17 protein-coding genes are annotated in these 19,987 nt (G+C 40.6%); 9 read left to right on the plus strand and 8 right to left on the minus strand.

The features are described 5' to 3' along the window. Positions 1 to 36: 36 nt before the first annotated feature. Genes G6053_RS26355 through G6053_RS26365 form a run of 3 tightly spaced genes read right to left on the minus strand, consistent with a single transcriptional unit; the run spans position 37 to position 2,929 of the window. Positions 37 to 435 carry a hypothetical protein gene (locus tag G6053_RS26355; RefSeq protein ID WP_108636702.1) on the minus strand — a complete coding sequence of 133 codons (399 nt, stop codon included), beginning with the start codon at positions 433 to 435 and terminating at the stop codon, positions 37 to 39. After that, positions 428 to 655 carry an AtpZ/AtpI family protein gene (locus G6053_RS26360; protein ID WP_233789610.1) on the minus strand — a complete coding sequence of 76 codons (228 nt, stop codon included), beginning with the start codon at positions 653 to 655 and terminating at the stop codon, positions 428 to 430. Before G6053_RS26360 ends, G6053_RS26355 begins: the two co-directional genes overlap by 8 nt. Positions 656 to 703: 48 nt before the next feature. Continuing rightward, positions 704 to 2,929: a helix-turn-helix domain-containing protein gene (locus G6053_RS26365; protein WP_108636701.1), complete on the minus strand. Its 2,226-nt coding sequence runs from the start codon at positions 2,927 to 2,929 to the stop codon at positions 704 to 706. A 199-nt stretch (positions 2,930 to 3,128) separates the two neighbouring features. Between G6053_RS26365 and G6053_RS26370 the strand changes: the two genes are divergently transcribed. The 4 genes from G6053_RS26370 to G6053_RS26385 all read left to right on the plus strand — a co-directional run bounded on the left by G6053_RS26370 (position 3,129) and on the right by G6053_RS26385 (position 6,804). Then, positions 3,129 to 3,626, plus strand: coding sequence for a cupin domain-containing protein (locus tag G6053_RS26370; protein WP_104385737.1), 498 nt, complete (start codon positions 3,129 to 3,131; stop codon positions 3,624 to 3,626). 301 nt (positions 3,627 to 3,927) lie between these two features. Next, entirely contained in the window at positions 3,928 to 4,662 is a 735-nt protein-coding gene (locus G6053_RS26375) for a hypothetical protein (protein WP_165309090.1), read from the plus strand. 10 nt (positions 4,663 to 4,672) lie between these two features. Beyond that, positions 4,673 to 5,782 carry a hypothetical protein gene (locus G6053_RS26380; protein ID WP_165309091.1) on the plus strand — a complete coding sequence of 370 codons (1,110 nt, stop codon included), beginning with the start codon at positions 4,673 to 4,675 and terminating at the stop codon, positions 5,780 to 5,782. A gap of 32 nt (positions 5,783 to 5,814) precedes the next feature. Next, entirely contained in the window at positions 5,815 to 6,804 is a 990-nt protein-coding gene (locus G6053_RS26385) for a hypothetical protein (RefSeq protein ID WP_165309092.1), read from the plus strand. Between the two features lie 165 nt (positions 6,805 to 6,969). Here the strand turns inward: G6053_RS26385 and G6053_RS26390 are convergent, their stop codons facing one another. Next, positions 6,970 to 8,079, minus strand: a complete 1,110-nt coding sequence (locus tag G6053_RS26390; protein ID WP_165309093.1) for a hypothetical protein — start codon at positions 8,077 to 8,079, stop codon at positions 6,970 to 6,972. Positions 8,080 to 8,101: 22 nt separating this feature from the next. Next, entirely contained in the window at positions 8,102 to 9,250 is a 1,149-nt protein-coding gene (locus G6053_RS26395) for an SPFH domain-containing protein (protein ID WP_165309094.1), read from the minus strand. A 167-nt stretch (positions 9,251 to 9,417) separates the two neighbouring features. Here G6053_RS26395 and G6053_RS26400 point away from each other — a divergent pair, with 167 nt between their 5' ends. The 3 genes from G6053_RS26400 (at position 9,418) to G6053_RS26410 (ending at position 14,014) form a co-directional block, all read left to right on the plus strand. Next, on the plus strand, positions 9,418 to 11,271 hold the full coding sequence (locus G6053_RS26400) for a DNA topoisomerase IV subunit B (RefSeq protein WP_108636695.1): 1,854 nt from the start codon (positions 9,418 to 9,420) through the stop codon (positions 11,269 to 11,271). Between the two features lie 37 nt (positions 11,272 to 11,308). Beyond that, complete coding sequence (gene purU, locus G6053_RS26405; RefSeq protein WP_165309095.1) at positions 11,309 to 12,151, plus strand: formyltetrahydrofolate deformylase; 843 nt, start codon at positions 11,309 to 11,311, stop codon at positions 12,149 to 12,151. Positions 12,152 to 12,235: 84 nt separating this feature from the next. Then, positions 12,236 to 14,014 carry a hypothetical protein gene (locus tag G6053_RS26410; RefSeq protein WP_165309096.1) on the plus strand — a complete coding sequence of 593 codons (1,779 nt, stop codon included), beginning with the start codon at positions 12,236 to 12,238 and terminating at the stop codon, positions 14,012 to 14,014. A gap of 94 nt (positions 14,015 to 14,108) precedes the next feature. Here G6053_RS26410 and G6053_RS26415 read toward each other — a convergent pair whose 3' ends face one another. The 3 genes from G6053_RS26415 to G6053_RS26425 all read right to left on the minus strand — a co-directional run bounded on the left by G6053_RS26415 (position 14,109) and on the right by G6053_RS26425 (position 16,700). Continuing rightward, positions 14,109 to 15,014 carry a class I SAM-dependent methyltransferase gene (locus tag G6053_RS26415; RefSeq protein WP_165309097.1) on the minus strand — a complete coding sequence of 302 codons (906 nt, stop codon included), beginning with the start codon at positions 15,012 to 15,014 and terminating at the stop codon, positions 14,109 to 14,111. A 183-nt stretch (positions 15,015 to 15,197) separates the two neighbouring features. Next, a complete protein-coding gene (locus G6053_RS26420) occupies positions 15,198 to 15,956 on the minus strand; it encodes an ATP-binding cassette domain-containing protein (protein ID WP_108636691.1) in 759 nt (252 codons plus the stop codon). 9 nt (positions 15,957 to 15,965) lie between these two features. Further along, a complete protein-coding gene (locus tag G6053_RS26425) occupies positions 15,966 to 16,700 on the minus strand; it encodes an ABC transporter permease (RefSeq protein WP_108636690.1) in 735 nt (244 codons plus the stop codon). Between the two features lie 244 nt (positions 16,701 to 16,944). Here G6053_RS26425 and G6053_RS26430 point away from each other — a divergent pair, with 244 nt between their 5' ends. After that, positions 16,945 to 17,892, plus strand: a complete 948-nt coding sequence (locus G6053_RS26430) for a DUF5668 domain-containing protein (protein ID WP_108636689.1) — start codon at positions 16,945 to 16,947, stop codon at positions 17,890 to 17,892. A 45-nt stretch (positions 17,893 to 17,937) separates the two neighbouring features. After that, on the plus strand, positions 17,938 to 19,941 hold the full coding sequence (gene ispG, locus G6053_RS26435; protein ID WP_206531824.1) for a (E)-4-hydroxy-3-methylbut-2-enyl-diphosphate synthase: 2,004 nt from the start codon (positions 17,938 to 17,940) through the stop codon (positions 19,939 to 19,941). The last annotated feature ends 46 nt before the right edge of the window (positions 19,942 to 19,987 follow it).

Genomic DNA, 19,987 nt, shown 5'->3' on the forward strand with positions numbered 1-19,987 from the left:
AAATCACCATTTGTTTAAACTTTTTCCAAAAATAGTTTAAACCTTTTTATCTGCTTGATTTAAAGCGCTAAAAGCGACATATACATCGACAAACAAAGCGATGAAAAATACAACCAAAAAGTTATATTCGATAAAGTTGTTTTCAACGGTCTTTAACCCGTCTTTAATATAAATATACCCTGCAACAGCCTTCAGGAGCACCAGCCCCAAAAATATGACACCTAATTTCTCAGGCATGGACCAGTTTGCAAAAAAGACCAGCACCGCAACCAGCAACGAAGAACAGCATCCAAATGCATACATACCAACGAGACTGTAAGTGGCCTTTGACCAGTACTGCCCCACATTCATACCGGATATCACTAAATAATGTGCAGCAAAACTTGCCACAAAGACGATCAGCAGCACAAGGACACTTTTCAAATAACTATTCATTTTTATTAATTTGATTTGCTTGCCTGATGAACTGATACAAAGATACAACCACTCCTAACAGTGTCAATCCCTTCATCCCCCATTCACCCGCAATCGCATATTTATTGTCTAACCAACTTCCGACCCAGTAAAATAAATATATTGTCACACCCATCTGGATCGGCATGGAAGTAAAAACAATCCATTTGTTAATTTTCTTATTGGTTTTTTCCTCTTTCAATTAGCTTAAATAAAAGGTTGACAAATATACATCATAAATCCTTACCGACTACAATCCTAAAACTTTTTGTCCAATTTTAATATCCGGATAGTCTATATCTGCACCCAAAATCATCTTAAGCTCCGAAGATGATTTTTCTGGATTTGCACGAATGACATCCAGGATACGATCGAGCTTCTCTTGATCAATTAATTCTGTTGCTTCGACCTCCGTCCCTACAAAATTAATCAAATGTCCGTAAATCGTACCGGCTACCATCCCGCGCTTACCTGCTATATCAGCGATACTCATCCCTTCTTTAAACATTTCCAATGAAATATCTTTTGTATCCAATTTCTTCGCGCCTTCCTCATCAGCACTTTGAGCTGCCAGCACCTCCTTTTCTTTCGTTTTAACCTGAGCGGCTACATCAAGCATGGCTGTTTGGAAATCCTCTCTTTTAGACAGCGTTTCAGCAATAATTAGACAATGTTGTAACTGTTCGCGTTTCCTTTTGTAATCCAGCAATATGGCCTTTAGCTCATCAATATATTTCTTTGTCCGCTTACGAATCTGGTATTCTTCAATGTGCTTTGTCAACGCCTCGATAAGGTCCTTATCCATTCGGGGCAAAAACCAATTTACAGCTGCAGTGGAACGTTCACAGATCAGATCATAATCAATCGCATCTTTATCCCGAAGAAGATCATAAAGGACAACAATAAATTTATGTGCTACCTTCTCCTGTGTCTGGAGCTGTTTAACCACCTCCTGAAAGAACTGAATAGCCTTTTCCTTCCCATCGATATTGCGTTCTTCCATTGATTTAAGCAGTTCCGAAGTCTCCACCAAGAGTCCATCCCACCGAAAACCATTCATTAGAATCTGCCCAAGATAATTTCGTTGGCACTGTTCCAATATTTCATTGATATTAGACTGGGAATGTGCCCGTTGCGCAAATTCAACCACCTGATAATCTGTACGGATGGCATAAGATGGAATAATAGATTTAAGCACCAGTCCATCCAGACTTGTCAGACGGCTTAAGGCAACGTAAACCTGTCCCGCAGCAAAGGAAGTACCCGCATCTATAATTGCCTTCTGGAAGGTCAATCCCTGACTTTTATGAATGGTGATTGCCCAAGCTAATCGCAGCGGAAATTGAGAAAATGTCCCTAGAATTTCTTCTTTGATCTGATCCTGTCCTTTATCATAGTTGTAACGGATATTTTCCCAGGTTTCCCTTTTTACCGTCACCTCTTCGGAACCATCTGGGAAAGTAACCGATACAGTACCATGTGCTGTATCTATATCCTTTACGGTACCAATTTTACCATTGTAATACTTTCGCTCCTCACCGGAATCATTTCGGATAAACATCACCTGTGCACCTATTTTTAATGATAGCGTTTCCTCAGCAGGATAAGACCCTTGAGCGAAGTCATCTTTCACGACGGCTTTTAAGTTGAGCATTTTCCCGGACAATGACGCCAACTTTGCACTATTGATCTCGTCAGCATTTCGATTATGGGATGTCAATGTGATATATTGTTCTTCCTCTTTTGGTACGAAATCTTGCTGATAGTAGCCATTTAAGGTAGCCAGCATCTCACTGGTACATTGATTATTCCGTATCGCATTTAAAATCGAAATAAAGCCCTCGTCCTGCTGACGATAGATTTTATTGAGTTCCAGCATGACCAAAGGGCTATCCCGTAAGATTTTTGCATTGAAGAAAAACACCGAAGAATAATGATCGCGGAGGATATTCCATTCCGCATCTTTGACCACGGGCGGTAATTGATATAAATCTCCAATAAACAATACCTGTAAACCACCGAAAGGCCGCATATCGCGACGAACCGACTGTAATATCACATTGATTGCATCTAATGTATCTGCCCTGACCATCGAGACCTCATCAATAACCAATAGCTCCAGTTCCTGCAAAATCGCCCGTCGTTGTTTCGTCAGTTTTATTGTGCTGAACAAGCGGGACTTATTATAGATATGACTGTCCTGCTCATCCCAACGCAACTCATAGTCCTCCACAAAAGTTCCAAAAGGAAGCCAAAACAGGGAGTGTAAAGTTGTACCGCCTGCGTTCATGGCTGCTACTCCTGTCGGTGCAGTAATCGCCATCTTTTTATAGCTGTGCTCACGGATATACTTCAGGAAAGTCGTTTTACCTGTACCCGCCTTTCCCGTAATAAATACATTCTGATTGGTTTGGTTAACAAATGCAACAGCCTGCATGAATGCTGTGTTTTCCCGATCGACTTGAAAATTTGACATATCCTGAAATTAGATTGATCACAAAACTAAGGATTTCATTTTGAAAACATATCCTACCCCTGGATTGTATATTTTATAAAAAAACGCGTTTTACTGATGATTTTATCAAAGCTAAAACGGTTAACTAAAAACATTAATGATTTTTTTCTATATTTAGCTGCTGAATTAAGGATCAATAAATTTTTAGAAATTTTATAACATGGCTATAGATAAAACCGCATTATTTGAGAAAGTGCAGGAAATGTTGACATCCAAAGGGTTCAACATTGAGAAATCGGATGCAGCACGCCCTTGGGGTGGCTTTTTTGTTATCGACGAGTCACAGGCACAAGAGTTTGCCAATGAGTATTTTGGAGGATTGGATGTTCAGGAATTACGAATTTCCGGAAAATTAAGTCCAAAAATTCTGATCGTTGCGCCAGACAAGAGACTTTCTTGGCAGTATCACCACCGTCGTGCCGAAATCTGGCGTGTCATTCAAGGCAATGTAGGTGTCATGGTTTCGGATACAGATGAAGAGTCTGTTGTCTCTACCTTGAAAGAAGGCGAAACGATCAGATTACGTCAGGGACAACGTCACCGTTTAATCGGCTTGGATGGCTTCGGTATTTTGGCTGAAATCTGGCAACATACGGATGCGAATAACCCTTCTGATGAAGACGATATTGTACGCGTTCAAGACGATTTCGGAAGATAGGAAGCTCCCTCAGCTACTTTTCACAAAGATTCCCAATCCAGGATTGGGAATCTTTGTTTCCCCGCTTTATGTTATCTCTTTAGGCAATCTATCCCCCGTTGCGCAGCATAGTCGAGCCCTGTTTCACACAACTTATTGATCTCATGATTCCCAATTTGATAGCTGTACTGGAATTACCTCTAACGGTCTATTCATCCTTTTTGAGCATTAATTAACCTGATGATGATTTCATCCAATAAATTTAGCTGTCACAATCCTATTTTTTACTATTTTAGTATACGTAATAATAAAATGTCAAATTATGAGCAACGATGAAAACAAAAAAAGTTCGGGGATATTAAGCAGTCTTAAAAAATTAATTTTCGAGGATGATCAGACAAGTTCCACTCCCCCATCGCCGGCCCCGGTTCCTTCTGCTCCGACAAAAGAAAAATTAAGCACACCTACATATACATCGCCACAGCCCCCTGTGGCAACTGGCAAAACTCCGCCGCCTATCCCCATAACAGCCAACGATGGATCTACCGATCTCAAAGAAATGAAACTGAAAGTATACGCCATACTCGAAAAACTAAATGAACAAGGGGTTGATTTTTTTGAAGTCTGGAATGCTGCTGCTGCAATGGGAAAAGTAGAGGAAAACACCTTAAAAGCCGCATATACCTCCCTGAAGTTTGTCGATAGTTCATTATCGAAGGAAAAACTTGTGGCAACTGGCACAAATTATGCTAATAAGCTTAAAGAAACCATTGCCAAAGAATCGGAACAGAAACAGAATGAAAAGAGAAGGACGGAACAGGACCGAACCATGGAGATCGCCAATTTGAACAGTGAAATTAAAACCATAACGGAAAACATCAACAAATTGCAGGATGATCTACAGAAAAAGCAAATCGCACTGGGACAAATTAATGAAAAGTACGAACCAAAAATTAAAGAAATCGAACAAAAAATAGCCATAGGCAACGCAGCTGTCGGTGAGGTCATTACAGAAATCAACAGTGCACTGCATATGATTAATCAATCTATTACATAACTCTAAATCAATGGAAAAAAAAGACCAATACATTAATATTCCTGCTGAAATAAAGACGCAGCTCCCGATATTTCAAGTTTTGGGAGACCATTTGCCTGCTCAATTAAAATCTCCGGAAGCAAAAAAGACGGTGTCCTCAATTTTCTTTTGGGCATTGATACTGGGGGGTGCATTTGCTTTTTTTAAATACCTTCCCGTTATGCTCGAGTATGCAGGAAAGAGTATTTTATTTGTGATCTTCAGCATTATTCTGATCACCTTATTACTTTTAGCACCTAAGATTATTGCCCTACTACATCGCTTGGGTACTGTATTACTTTTCAAAGGCGAAAAATCCATTATCAGAAACAATCCGATAGAGACCTTACAACTATTATCCCGTGATGCGAAAGACACCCTAAAACGTGTGAAGGAAAAAATCAGTAATGTGGACGGTGTGCGCATCGATATGATTCAAAGTGGTGAAACGGCACAAAAAACTGCCGAAGAAAAGTACACCTATGCAAAAAGGTTTACAGCAGAAGCGGCTAATCTGGACGAAAAATCAAAGGAGGAAGCGAGCAGAAATAATGCGGAAAAAGCCAATGCATACGCAAGAGATGCCAAGGAAACACGCACCAAAGCTTTTCTGCTGGGTAAGGAAGGGGAATCAGAAGAACAAAATGCCCGTAGTTATGTACAATATGCCAATCAGTTTGCGAAAGTATTGGAAGTCCTCAAAGACAATGAAAGCGCGGCCCGTATTTATGTAAGTACATTGGATAGCAGCATCTCCATCATTTCGAAGAAACTAGAAGCAACGCAAAAAATGAAAAACGCGACAGATGGGCTTGCCGATGTGTTTAATATTAAAGATGGCTGGGCTTTTCAAGAAGCGATGAATGCGGCTACAGGTGCTATCAGCCAAAATATTGCATCCATTCGTTCCAACCTTGACTTCTTGGATCAAAACAACAACATTACTGTAGGCGGCGCTCCTTCGCAGGGCGAACTGGAAGAATTTATCCGCAAGGTCGACGAGCGTAACTTAAAAGTGCTCAACGTCACTCAGATGTCCGATGCGAGCTACGAACTCAAACCGGAGGAGAAAGTCGATAAAGGCTTTACATTACTCGATTAATTAATCAAAACAATATCATATTATTCAAAATTATGGAAGAGAAATCGACATGGGCTAGGTTAAGATGGCCTATCAAAGCAATTATTATCGCATTACCTATCCTTGCTATTGGTTATTGGGCGATGCAGTCTGGCAAGTTTGACACTACGCCCGCGGTTAAACCGGACTCAACCAATATCAAAGCTACCGGACCTACAGTCTCAGGATCGGAAAGCACCCGCTCTTTCAACTATCAGCCTGAAAAGCCCGTTGACGGCGAGTATAAGGGTGTTGTAGAAGTAGGTGCTTCGGGATTCAATTCCTTTGTCGTCAATATGGATAAAGAAAACCGTTGGGAGATTATCTCCAAAGATTTTGGAAAATCCTTCGCCTATGAAGGATTAGCCACCACAGAAGATATCCGTAAAGGTCTAAAGGATTATATTGGTATGATGCTTGATAAAGGCGTAAAATCCAAAAATATCCACTTTGTGATCAGTTCCGGCGCACAGAAAGAACCTAAAACAACTGTCATCAGTTCGGAGCTCAGAAAGATGGGCTTCGTTGTGAATTTAGTGACAGCCGAACAAGAGGGAAAACTTGCACTTAAATCCGTTCTTCCTAAAGCTTACGAAGAAAATTCTTTTGTTGTGGACATCGGTTCGGGCAACACCAAGATCTCCTGGATTGATGGTGATACCAAATCTGAGGAAGCACCCGGTGCAAAATATTATGAAAAAGATCTAAAGGATGACGCTGTTTATGCAGAAGTTAAAAAATTAGGTGAGAAAATACCGGCTTCAAAAAGAGAAGTATGTTTTATCATCGGTGGCGTTCCTTTTGAGTTAGCATCTCAGACACGTCAGGGAGAGGAGCGTTTCACGGTATTGAATGATCCCACTTCTTATAAAGCCGATAAAATAAAAACCAAAAGCGGTGTCAACATTTACAAAGCGCTTAAAGATGCGACCAACTGCGACACCTTTGTATTCGATTGGGACGCAAACTTTACGATTGGCTTCTTGCTTTCTTTAAATAAATAACTATATTTTACAACAATAAAAAAGAGTTATGCTTCAAAAGGCACAGCTCTTTTTTATTGAAAATATTTGTTGCAATCGATCAGAAAAAACCTTCAGTTTACTTTTCATAGCTGTTTATGCCAGCGAAATCATGAAGGCGTTTTTTTTTTGCTTTTGTAAGCATTATTACCCCATAAAGCTCAACAGATAACACACAATAAGGATCAACAGCACCAAGAAAGCGATTTTCCAAAAGCTATAGGGCCTTTGTCCATACACCTTACCATTGAACGCATTGACCATGATCTGATAACTCTTACCCTTATACTGATAAGCTGAAAGCCATACGGGCAAGAGTATATATTTCAATTTGATTGACTTAAAATCACTATCGATAAGATCAATATCCTGGGTATCCCCACCAATATCATTTTCGACCTGCCGTTCAATTTCGCGATCCATAATAGTTCGGGCGGTTCGGGCCGCCACAACATGGTCGACACTAAATGTTTCTGCAATAAAACCACTCAGATACTGTTCGTTAAATGGCTTCAGGTAACTTAAGTTCCAGGGACCAATTTTATCCGAAAACTTTTCGGGCAGCGAAGTCGATCCTGAGATAACAATATCTCTAAATTGGCTGTATATCGTTCCCGAAGCAGGATACCAGCTCGTGCGGCGCTCCTCATATTCCTCCGTTTCACCGTCAGAATTACGTCGTGTTCGTGTTACATAATAATATTCCCCACGTGATCCTTCATAAGAAGAATCCACATCCGAATCGTATGACCAAAATGGAATATATACGCCTTTCAACCGATCATTCCGCATATTGAAGATCCGCTTGAAATCATTGGGAGCAAACCAGACTTTCCCTGCCCATTGCGTTAATAAACCAAAGGCTTGCTTATAGTCCACCGAGAAAGGTACGAGTCCATGGGGTTTAACGATACGTTTTTGCTGATGATCAATAACCAACGGCGATGCACAAAAAGCACATACATCTGCTGTAACATGGGGATTCAACCTCGAATTAGCCCCACAGTTGCTACAATGAACAACTTCCGCCAGATAGCTATATCGTTCATCCGCAACACCTTCCATCGCTTTTCCAAAAACTTTATAATCCGTTGCTTCGATCTCCTCACCTTCCGGCATGTTGTCCGCAATTTCATTTTTAGTTCCACAATACGAACATTCCAGGTAGGAAGTTCCGGGTTGATAAGTCAAAACAGCACCGCAACCCTGGCATTTTAACCCCCGCTCTATTTCGGAGGTCTTCTCTTCAAAACTCATACTTGTGATAGCACTTAGGTCTCTAAACTCCAGGAATTGGTGGCGGAGTCTGCGAAAACAAATCCTTCAATTCAACAATTTTATCAGCTTCTGTCCAGTTATCAAGTCCTTCTTTCCAAACTAAAGTTGAAGCCGTGAGTGTACCTTCTCCAAGCAGTCCACGTAATTGTTCCTGACCGAATGGTCCTTCTTGCTTTCCCTTTATAGCCAAGTAATAAGCAATGGCCTTCGGTATCGGTGGCGGAACAACGGCTCCTGTCGCAGCACCTGCCCCAGCCGCAGCCGTAGGATTGTTGCCATCAAAATTATTTTGCTGAAACACATTCCCCATATGCCCAACCATTCCTGCCCCCAAGCCAGCACCAAAACCGGCACCAACAATGCCACCACTGCTTGGATTTTCCGCCGCTTTTTCCATGGAATTGGCAGCTTGAAACTGTGCATAAGCACCAAGGTTTCCTACCACCCCCATACTGCTTCGTTTATCCAGTGCTTTTTCGACCTCCTCTGGAAATGAGATATTTTCGATCAAAAATTTGGTTAGGCTCAATCCGATCTCTTCAAAGTCTCCACTTATTTTTTGTTGGATCAATACCGAAACTTCATCGTAGTTGGAAGCTAGATCCAGCGCTGGAATTTTTGATTCCGCAATGGCATCCATGCCTCTGGAAACAGCAATATTGCGCAATTGCTCCGTAATATCGTCTACAGTGAATACCGGGGTCGTCGCAACCAGCTGTTTCATAAAAACAGTGATATCTTTTACCTGAAAGGAAAAATTTCCAAAGGCCCGAAGTCGTATCGGCCCAAATTCGGGATCACGTAACATGATCGGATTTTTTGTTCCCCAACGTTGATTGACAAACTGCCGTAGGTTGATAAAATAAACATCAGCCTTAAACGGACTGTTAAAACCGTACTTCCATCCGCTGATGGTTGTCATAATCGGCATGTTCTGCGTTGTCAATTCATATCTGCCGGGTTGAAATACGTCAGCCACAACGCCCTCATTCAAAAATACAGCTGCTTGCCCCTCCCGTACGGTAAGTTGAGCACCCATCTTAATTTCATTCTGATACCGCGGAAATTTCCACACTATCGTATCAGTACTATTATCGACCCACTCGATAATATCTATAAATTCATTTCTGATTTTATCAAATAACCCCATAAATTTTTCTCTTTACAATTACTTACACTAAATGTAAACATTTCCTTGGAAACCGCCAATTTTACCATTCTTATCGGAAACTATAGATATCTAAAAAATTTAGTCTTTTATACTACATATCGTGGTTTATTTTTTATACTTTTGTTAGCTAAGTTCTACATAAATTTATGAGTACATATAACGAAGACAGTATTAGGTCCCTGGATTGGAAAGAGCATATCCGCCTTCGTCCGGGAATGTACATAGGAAAGTTAGGGGACGGTTCGGCCTACGATGATGGCATCTATGTTTTATTGAAAGAAGTTGTCGACAACTCGATTGATGAGTTTGTGATGGGCGCCGGTAAAACCATTGATATCACCGTAAACGAAAACAAAGTTTCAGTACGCGATTATGGCCGGGGAATTCCAATTGGATCTGTCGTAGATGTAGTTTCCAAAATCAATACCGGTGGTAAATATGACAGCAAGGCCTTTCAAAAATCTGTTGGATTAAATGGCGTGGGTACAAAAGCAGTCAATGCTTTATCCAGCCAGTTTACGGTACAGTCATACCGCCAAAATATAACACGTATTGCGCAGTTTTCCAAAGGAGAATTGGTGAATGACGAGCAGAAAGATACCACACAACGCAATGGTACATCGGTAACATTCTATCCAGATGATTCTATTTTCAGAAATTACAAATACCGTTCGGAATTTGTAGAGAATATGATCTGGAACTATGTTTTTCTAAACTCAGGCCTTACCATTAATTTTAATGGACAGAAGTTTATTTCTGAAAATGGATTAAAAGACTTATTAGAAAGGAATATAGATTCCGAATCCATGCGCTATCCAATCATTCACTTACGTGGTGATGATATTGAGATCGCAATGACCCACGGTCAACAGTATGGAGAAGAATACTATTCTTTTGTAAACGGTCAGCATACGACACAGGGCGGAACACACCAAGCAGCCTTCCGTGAAGCAATTGTCAGAACAATACGCGAATTCTACAAAAAAGAATTTGACGCATCAGATATTCGATCCTCGATTATTGGCGCCATTGCCATCAAAGTACAGGAACCGGTTTTCGAATCCCAAACAAAAACAAAATTAGGCTCGCAGAGTGTCGGTCCGGAAGGCCCTACTGTAAGAGGCTTCATCAATGACTTTGTCAAAAAAGCATTGGATGACTATCTTCATAAAAATCCAGGTACGGCGGATGCATTGCAAAAACGTATTCTTCAATCTGAAAGGGAGCGCAAAGATATTGCAGGGATCAAAAAACTGGCCAATGAAAGAGCTAAAAAAGCATCTTTACACAACCGCAAATTGCGCGACTGTAAAGTCCACTTCAGCGATAAAAACGAACGCAACCAAGAGACTACACTTTTTATAACAGAGGGAGATTCCGCATCAGGTTCAATTACCAAATCACGTGATGTACAGACACAAGCGGTTTTCAGTTTAAAAGGGAAACCATTGAACTCCTATGGCATGTCCAAAAAAATTGTTTATGAAAATGAAGAGTTCAATCTCTTGCAACATGCGCTCAATATCGAAGATGGACTAGATGGACTACGGTACAACAATATTGTTATCGCTACTGATGCCGACGTCGATGGAATGCACATTCGTCTCTTGCTATTGACATTTTTCTTACAGTTTTTCCCAGATTTGGTCAAAGCAGGTCATGTATCTATCCTCCAAACACCATTATTCCGGGTTCGGAACAAAAAGGAAACGATCTATTGTTACTCCGATGAAGAACGTCAAAAAGCAATTGCGAAACTAGGAGCCAAACCTGAGATCACCAGGTTTAAAGGTTTAGGTGAAATATCACCTTCCGAGTTTGGATTGTTCATCGGAAAAGACATCCGTCTTGACCCTGTTATTTTATCAAAAGACAATAAGATTCAACAATTATTAGAATACTACATGGGCAAAAACACACCGGACCGACAAAAACATATCGTCGAGAATCTGCGTGTAGAAGTAGACCTTGAAGAAGAACTAACAAAAAAAGCGGGTTAAATTAACCCGCTTTTTTGCGACCTACGACCTATATTTCATGCACAATCAAACCTTAATTCTGATCCAATGTCAAGATGCCGTTGGATTGGTAGCCAATATTTCCAACACATTGGCCAAATATCAGCTTAATATCATTACCATGCGGGAGTATGTTGATGAAGAAGCAAATAAATTTTTTGTCCGTGTCGTCTGTAACGGTTTATTCCCCAACCAGACACAGCTTGCCAATTCGCTGGCCGAAGTGCTCCCGCCTTCCGCGCAGATCCAGGTAAACCCCAGCAATCGGAAAAAAATTGTTGTCCTTGTCACTAAAGAACATCATTGTCTGGCAGATATTCTGGTTCGGCAACATTTCGAAACCTGGGGAGCAGAAGTACAAGCCGTCATTGGCAATTATGATACCTTACGTTCATTTACAGATAAATTTGATATTCCATTCCATTATATCTCGCATGAAGGCTTATCAAAAGAAGATTTTGAAACACAATTGATTGCGCAAATCAAGAATTACAATTTTGATTATATCATTCTGGCAAAATTTATGCGCATCCTCTCCTCCTTTTTCGTGGCTACATTCGAAAATAGGTTAATCAATATCCATCACTCATTTCTTCCTGCATTCATTGGAGCAAACCCTTACAAACAAGCGCATTCCCGAGGCGTAAAGATTATTGGCGCTACCGCACATTTTGTCACCGACCAGCTTGATGAAGGTCCTATCATCGTTCAGGATATACGCCACGTCAATCATACTTATACCGTTAAAGATATGGTAACTGCCGGGAAAGAAATTGAAAAAGCAGTTTTAAGCAGAGCAATACGCTTATTGAGCGAAGACCGTGTGATGCTCAACGACTATAAAACCATTGTGTTTGAATAGTGATCACAATCACCGCTTTAGACGTGTAGTCATTATTTTTTTTTCGCGTTATTCTTGATTATTTCGTAAAAGAACTATTTAAGAATGACGCACACTTTTCATATCCCGGTATTGGGGCTAGCTTTTTCAATAGACTCGGCAATCAAGGTTGCACAATACGGAATTTCTTCCGTAATGTCCATTGTTGACGACGAGCTCATCGAGCGCATGCGCCGCTATTACTGCGGACAATATCAAATTCCTTATTATCCAATCTGCACAACGGAAGAAGATTTCCGTGCAAATAGAATCACCGCCTATCTCGATCTCGTACAGCAGGTGGTCAATAGGCAGATAAATTCCCTGAAACATCAATCCTTTACCGAAAATTCAGAATTGACCAAATACTTCCAGCTTTTACCGGATTCTCATCCCTCAAAACCGATCTATCACGCGATGGAAATTGAAACAAATCGCGCGATCAAAACAGAACTTCAAGATCTGTTGATCAATTATCTGAAACCCGGAGACATCAATGTTAATATTATGTCCAAAGTGGACAAAATAAATTATAAGAATGGTATTCCTTTAGCGCAGCACTACTCAGATGCCTTAGCCGCGTTACGCGGATTTGCTAATTCCACATTACACTCCTCAGTCATTCTCTCCGCAGGAATGAACCCCCATTTATATGCCTATCTTGCTGAATTACCGGCATTTTTCCCAAAGGCTGACAGCAGCTTTGACAAGAAGGTCGTTTTAAAAGTCAGCGATTTTAGATCATCCCTTATCCAGGCAAAGTATCTCGCAAAAAGAGGAGTCTGGGTTTCTGAGTTCCGGGTAGAGTCTGGATTAAATTGCGGTGGACATGCTTTTGCAACAGATGGTTTTCTATTGGGGCCCATTTTGGAAGAATTCAAGGCGAAAAAACAAAGTTTACAAGCGGAGCTCTTCACAATTTATCAGGACTATTGGCTAGGACGGGGCTTACAGTTGGCCGATTCACCACAGATCAAATATACCGTACAAGGTGGTATAGGCACCGCCACGGAACATCAATTTCTATTGAATTACTACGAATTTGATGCTGTGGGCTGGGGCTCTCCATTTTTAATGGTTCCGGAAGCTACTACTGTGGACAATGAGACGTTAAAAGCACTGGCAGAAGCAGAACAAACAGATTTCTACTGTAGCGGAGCTTCCCCTTTAGGCGTACCGTTTAATAATTTTAGACCCAGCAGCGCCGAAAAGTTACGATTGGAACGTATCCAAAAAGGAAGGCCCGGAAGCCCTTGCAAAAAGGAATATCTGATCGCCAATCGGGAGTTTGGAGAAAAACCGATCTGCACCGCTTCGCGCGCTTACCAACATCAAAAAATCCTGGAATTGCAAAGACAGCAACTTACGACTGAAGAATATAACAAAGCATTCGATAACATCACCGAAAAGACCTGCCTCTGTGAAGGGCTGGCTACCCCAGCTTATCTCAAATATAATATCCAACGAAAAAAGGAGCAGACAGCTGTTTCCATTTGTCCGGGGCCAAATCTGTACTGGTTCAAAAAACAATATTCTTTAAAACAGATGATTGACCATATTTACGGCCGCGTATCAATACTGGAGCATTCGGATCGGCCATTTGTGCTGATCAATGAATTAAACCTTTACATCGATCATATCCAAAAATATATCAGCGACAATAAAGATAAATTCAATGACAAAAAAATAAATTATGTTGCCAAATTCAAAGCACAATTACAGGCAGGAATAGATTATTATTATAAACTACAGGATCAGCTCTCCTACCTTCCCAAAAGCACACTGGAAGCCATACCCTTACAGCTGGAGCTTGCAACCATCCGTTTAAAAAATCTTCACATATAGGCATTCTATTGGGAGCTAAAGTAAACGCGGCAGTCCTGTGGACCTACCGCGTTTATTGAATTAATAAATATTCCTGTTTATTCAACGGCAAAATTTACCGTGCAATTTTACGAAATTTCCCAAAAACTCCCAGTGGAAGTTTTGGTCCTGCAGTAGCTTGCAGAAAAAGCTCGCCAATTTCTAAATTTTCTACTTTTGGAAAAGCAGTTTTTATTAAATTTTCCACTATGACCGAAGAAAAGCCCAATGAATAGGTATTTAAGATCAGGAAATGCTCTTGGGGATCCAACAATTGAACCACTTCTGTCATCATCTCCATAATATGGTCTTCGAGCTTCCATTTTTCTCCTTTTGGTCCATGTCCGTATGCTGGTGGATCCAAAATAATACCATTATACGTATTTCCCCTTTTTAGCTCGCGCTTGACAAACTTCAATGCATCCTCAACCACCCAGCGAATATTATCCAGATTGGAAATTTCCATATTTTCATTAGCCCAAGTGACCACTTGCTTAATAGAGTCGACATGTGTTGTGTCTGCTCCCGCGGCCTTCGCTATTAATGAAGCACCTCCCGTATATGCAAAAAGATTTAAAACTTTGGGTTTTTCAGTTTTGAAGGAACGGACAGATTCCGAAATATAATCCCAATTGACAGCCTGTTCGGGAAATATTCCAACATGCTTAAACGATGTCAATCCCAATCTGAATTTGATCGCGACATCATCGTTTTTATATTGGATATGCCAACGGTCCTGGATTTTTGGATTTTTTTTCAACCACTCTCCAGAAGTAGCCGAACGCCCTTTGAATTTGATATGATAACGTTTGTTCCATTCTGCATCGCTCAATGCCTTGGGCCACACTGCCTGTGGCTCCGGCCTAATTAATATCAGATCCCCAAAGCGTTCTAATTTCTCAAAATCACCACAGTCAATAAGCTCATAGTCTTTCCAATGTTGTGGGGTCAATAGTTGTATATTCGTTGTTGCCAAAATCAAAATTTTGCGACAAAACTAAGCTAAATTTCTTTTATATTGAAATTTAGCTTCTGCCCATCCTCTTTGGAAATGGAAATTCCCCACATCAAAACAGCAGAAAAATACATGTAATCCAGGATCTTCAGTATAGGACAAATCACCAAAAATCCATGATAAATGTAAATATATTTATTATCTCACCGTTTATTGCCCCATAGAAGCTTTGGCGCTTTTCATCAATGGGCTTGCAAATACAAAATTATTTAATTCCTCAACATCGGATCGCATCATATCTTTATTGGACCCCTCCCAAAATTTCTGCCCTTGATATAAAAACAAAATATACTCACCGATCCCCATAACAGAGTTCATGTCGTGGGTTACGACGACTGTTGTGCACTTCAGTTCCTGGGTAATTTTAAGCACCAATTCATCAATTACAATAGAGGTCTCAGGATCCAAACCTGAATTTGGTTCATCGCAAAAAAGATATTTGGGATTCATACTGATCGCTCGCGCGATACCAACACGTTTTTTCATTCCTCCAGATAGTTCCGCGGGGAATAATTTGTTTCTTCCCTCCAGGTTAACCTGTTCCAAACAATGGTTCGCGCGGTCTAATTTTTCGGCTTTAGACATATCTGTGAACATATCCAAGGAGAACATAATGTTTTGCTCCACCGTCATTGAATCAAACAGGGCTGAATTCTGAAATAACATCCCGATTTCTTTCCGGATCGGTACGCGTTCTTCAAAATTCATCCTGGTGAAATCGCTATTGTCAAACAGTACCTTACCCTTTTCGGGATGATGCAATCCAACGATACATTTTAATAAGGTACTTTTTCCCGAACCGGATCCACCAATGATCAAACTCACTTTTCCGGGTTCGAAATTTGCACTGATTCCTTTTAAAACATGGTTCTCACCAAAAGACTTGTTAATATTTTCAATTTCAATCATAAGATCTTTTTAAAGCATTAATGCTGTAATTACATAATCTGCTGCCAGAATGGTAATACAGCCGACCACAACAGCTTCGGTACTCGCTTGTCCCACCTCGAGCGCCCCACCTTTCACTTTATATCCCTTATACGCCGATACTGACGTAATGATAAAACCGAACACAACAGCTTTTACGAGCGCTACAGTGACTGTAAAGCCATTAAAATTATCTTGAATACCTAAAATATAATCTGCAGGTGTTACAGCCCCGGATAGTGAGCCCCCTAGTAGCCCCCCCACTAAAGCACAAACGATGGCGATAATAACCAACATGGGAATCATCGTCACACCGGCCAATATTTTAGGCAATATGAGATAGCCCGGGGCATTGATCCCCATGATCTCCAAAGCATCAATCTGCTCCGTTACGCGCATAGAACCAATTTGAGAAGAAATTGATGAGCCTATTTTCCCCATCAATACCAATCCCGAAATCGTAGGTCCCAACTCTAAAATATTTGAATCCCTATTAATAGAACCTATAATCGAATTGGGAATAAGGTCGGAAACCATCTGAAAAGCAATCTGCATGGTCATTACCGCTCCAATAAAAGTTGAAATGATCACAATAAGTCCCAAAGATCCTATTCCAATATCGGTCATGGTCAGTATGGTCTCCTTCCAATAGATACGCCCTTTTTCTGGTTTTTTAAAGACCGACTTGAGCAGTATAAGATAAGCACCAATGTGATGAAAAATCATATTATCAATTTAAATTCTGTATATTACAGGCACCAAACTTTATGTTTGGCCCACGTATCCATTAAAGGTAATTAATTCCGTCAAATATATAAACAAGCAAAAACCTAAAAAGTGGGAGAAAAACGAAATTACTTACCGACCATTTCGTCACATTTACCGAATTTTTATGTATAATAGCCTAATCTTTCATACAGTGTCCAATAAAGCGATTTACTTTTGGGGTATATAACAAACGGAATTAGTCATGAACACACAACGTATAACAACTGGAATTACAATTCTTTTCATAGGGATTGTCTTATTATTATCCCAACTGAATAGCATATCCTTTAATTGGGTTGGAATTTTCAGATATTGGCCTTTATTTATTGTACTCGCAGGAATCCGTATGTTGGTCCCTAAAGATCAACAAATAGGACAGTTTATTGCTATCGGCGCGACAGTAGTCATCTTGGGATTCCTTACTTATATCGGTTTATCTACCCCAAAAGAGCCCTTATTAACGCAACTGCTAAAAAATAAAGGCGTGCAAATCGATATGGACGATCCAAACGATAAGACCGCATATACAACACAAAAACTACAGGTTCCTTTGGACGATAAAATCCAACGTGCATCGCTAGACATTGATCTCGGAGCAACATCATTAAAGAACGATAGCGCGACAACTTCTGCAATATTTACCGCTTACAACACATCTGATGATTATCTTCTAGGTATGACCACGCGTGGGGAATCTACAGATAAGATCAATATTAACTTAAAAGGCAAATTTAAAGACAAAGATTTTAATAGTAAAAACAACAATACGCATATCGCACTCAATCCAACTATCGTATGGAAGCTGAACTTTGATATCGGGGCAATTGATGCCAATTTGGATCTTTCAGCTTATAAAATTGAGCTATTGGATATTGATGCCGGAGCGACAAGTCTAAAATTAAAACTTGGACAACCTCTGGCAACAACAAAAATAGCTATGGATGCCGGTGCATCTTCGATCGAAATCGCAATTCCTAAAAATGCAGCATGCCGCATCAACAGCGATAATGCGTTATCTTCCACAGATTATGAGGGCGATTTCTTAAAAAGTGAAGGACAGGTTAAATCCACAAATTACGATACAGCAACACAAAAATTCGATTTTGACATCAACGGCGGGATCACATCAATAAAAATTAGAAGATATTAATTGACAGCAGATTTTTAGTCAAGAAAAGCTAACTTTGTGTTATATATGAACACAAGTAATATGTTGACTTTACCGGGAATCTATTGTAATTCCAAGGTAGAATATTCGAAATGGAAGACCAGGGAAATTCAGATCGGCGACGTCCCTATGGGGGGAGACAACCCGATTCGTATTCAAAGTATGACTACTGTGGATACGATGGATACCATCGGTTCAGTCGAACAGACCATTCGAATGGTAGAAGCGGGCTGTGAATATGTTCGTATCACGGCCCCTAGCATAAAAGAAGCCCAGAATCTAGCAAATATAAAAAACGAACTTCGAAAAAGAGGTTATCAGGTCCCCTTGGTGGCAGATATACACTTTACACCAAATGCGGCTGAAGTTGCAGCCCGGATTGTAGAGAAAGTCCGGATTAATCCCGGTAATTATGCGGATAAGAAGAAGTTTGACCAGCTTTCCTATACTGCGGATGAATATAAGTTAGAACTGGAACGCATCAATACAAAGTTTGCTCCTTTAGTAAAGATCTGCAAAGAGCATGGTACTGCCATGCGCATCGGTACAAATCATGGTTCACTTTCAGATCGGATCATGAGCCACTATGGAGATACCCCTGAAGGAATGGTCGAATCTGCGATGGAATTTATCCGGATGTGTGAAGATCTTAGTTTCCATAACCTCTGTATTTCAATGAAATCCTCCAACCCACAGGTGATGGTCAGAGCCTACCGTTTGCTGGTTGAAAAGATGGTTGCTGAAAACATGAACTATCCTTTACACCTTGGTGTAACCGAGGCAGGCGATGGAGAAGATGGCCGTGTAAAATCCGCAGTAGGAATAGGTACCTTATTGGAAGACGGACTTGGAGATACGGTAAGGGTTTCCTTGACCGAGGAGCCTGAACGTGAAGCTCCGGTAGCAATCGCATTGGTTAATAGGTATAGCAAACGAAAAGCCAGCTTAAGTCAATCAAAAGAAGAAATCGTACAACTCTCCCCAGATAGCCCGACTATCCCCTATCAGAGTCAAGAGGTCAATACCTTCGTTGGGGGGGCGCTGGTTCCCCGGATTGTGACAGATATTTCAAATGAGAATCTAAAAGACGCCCAAATTCTTACAAAAGTTGGTTACCGCTATGATATGCTTTTGGATAAGTATCATATGGGGGAGCAATCCGTAGATTTTGTCTATCTAGGCGATCAATTGCCTTCCTTTAATATGCCTGCAAATCTAAAACAGGTATATAATTTTATGACCTGGTCTAAACTTCAGGACAAAACAAATATCCATCCGCTCTATACATTGGAAGAATTTATCCAAACGGACAATAAGGACCGTGTTTTGAACATGGTAAAAATACGTAATACGGATTTAACGAGCCCACTATTTGAGACATTGCCTCTAGACAAGACAGTCGTATTTGTTTTGGAAACTGATCACATACACGGAATGGCTGATCAACGTCAATTTTTCCGAAATCTACAGGAATTCGGTATTGATAATCCTGTCATTATCAAAAGATCCTATCGGCAATCGGATTTTTCAGGACCTGTGGGCGAGTTTATGAATCCAGAGGAACCTATCTCAAAAATACAGTTATATGCTGCCACAGACATGGGAGCTTTATTAATTGATGGCCTAGGTTCGGGCATATGGATTGATTCTCCGGCCACACCGTTGGAAAATATTGCATCGCTTTCGTTTGGTATATTACAGGCGACCCGTTCAAGGATATCAAAAACAGAATATATTTCGTGTCCAAGCTGCGGAAGGACCCTGTTCGATCTTCAGGAGACCACGCAAATGATTCGGAGTCGTACCAATCACCTCAAAGGCTTGAAAATTGGCATTATGGGCTGTATCGTGAACGGCCCCGGTGAAATGGCTGATGCAGATTATGGTTACGTGGGCGCTGGCCCCGATAAAGTGACTTTGTACAGAGGCCAGCAAGTCGTCAAGAAAAATGTAAGCTCCGCGCAGGCATTGGACGAATTGATCAAGATCATTAAAGATGATGGGCGCTGGATTGATGAAGTCCAAGAATAAGCAAAAAAACAAGGGGATCAAATGATCCCCTTGTTTTTTTATTTTA

Source organism: Sphingobacterium sp. DR205, assembly GCF_011064245.1.
In the GTDB taxonomy this organism is placed as follows: domain Bacteria; phylum Bacteroidota; class Bacteroidia; order Sphingobacteriales; family Sphingobacteriaceae; genus Sphingobacterium; species Sphingobacterium athyrii.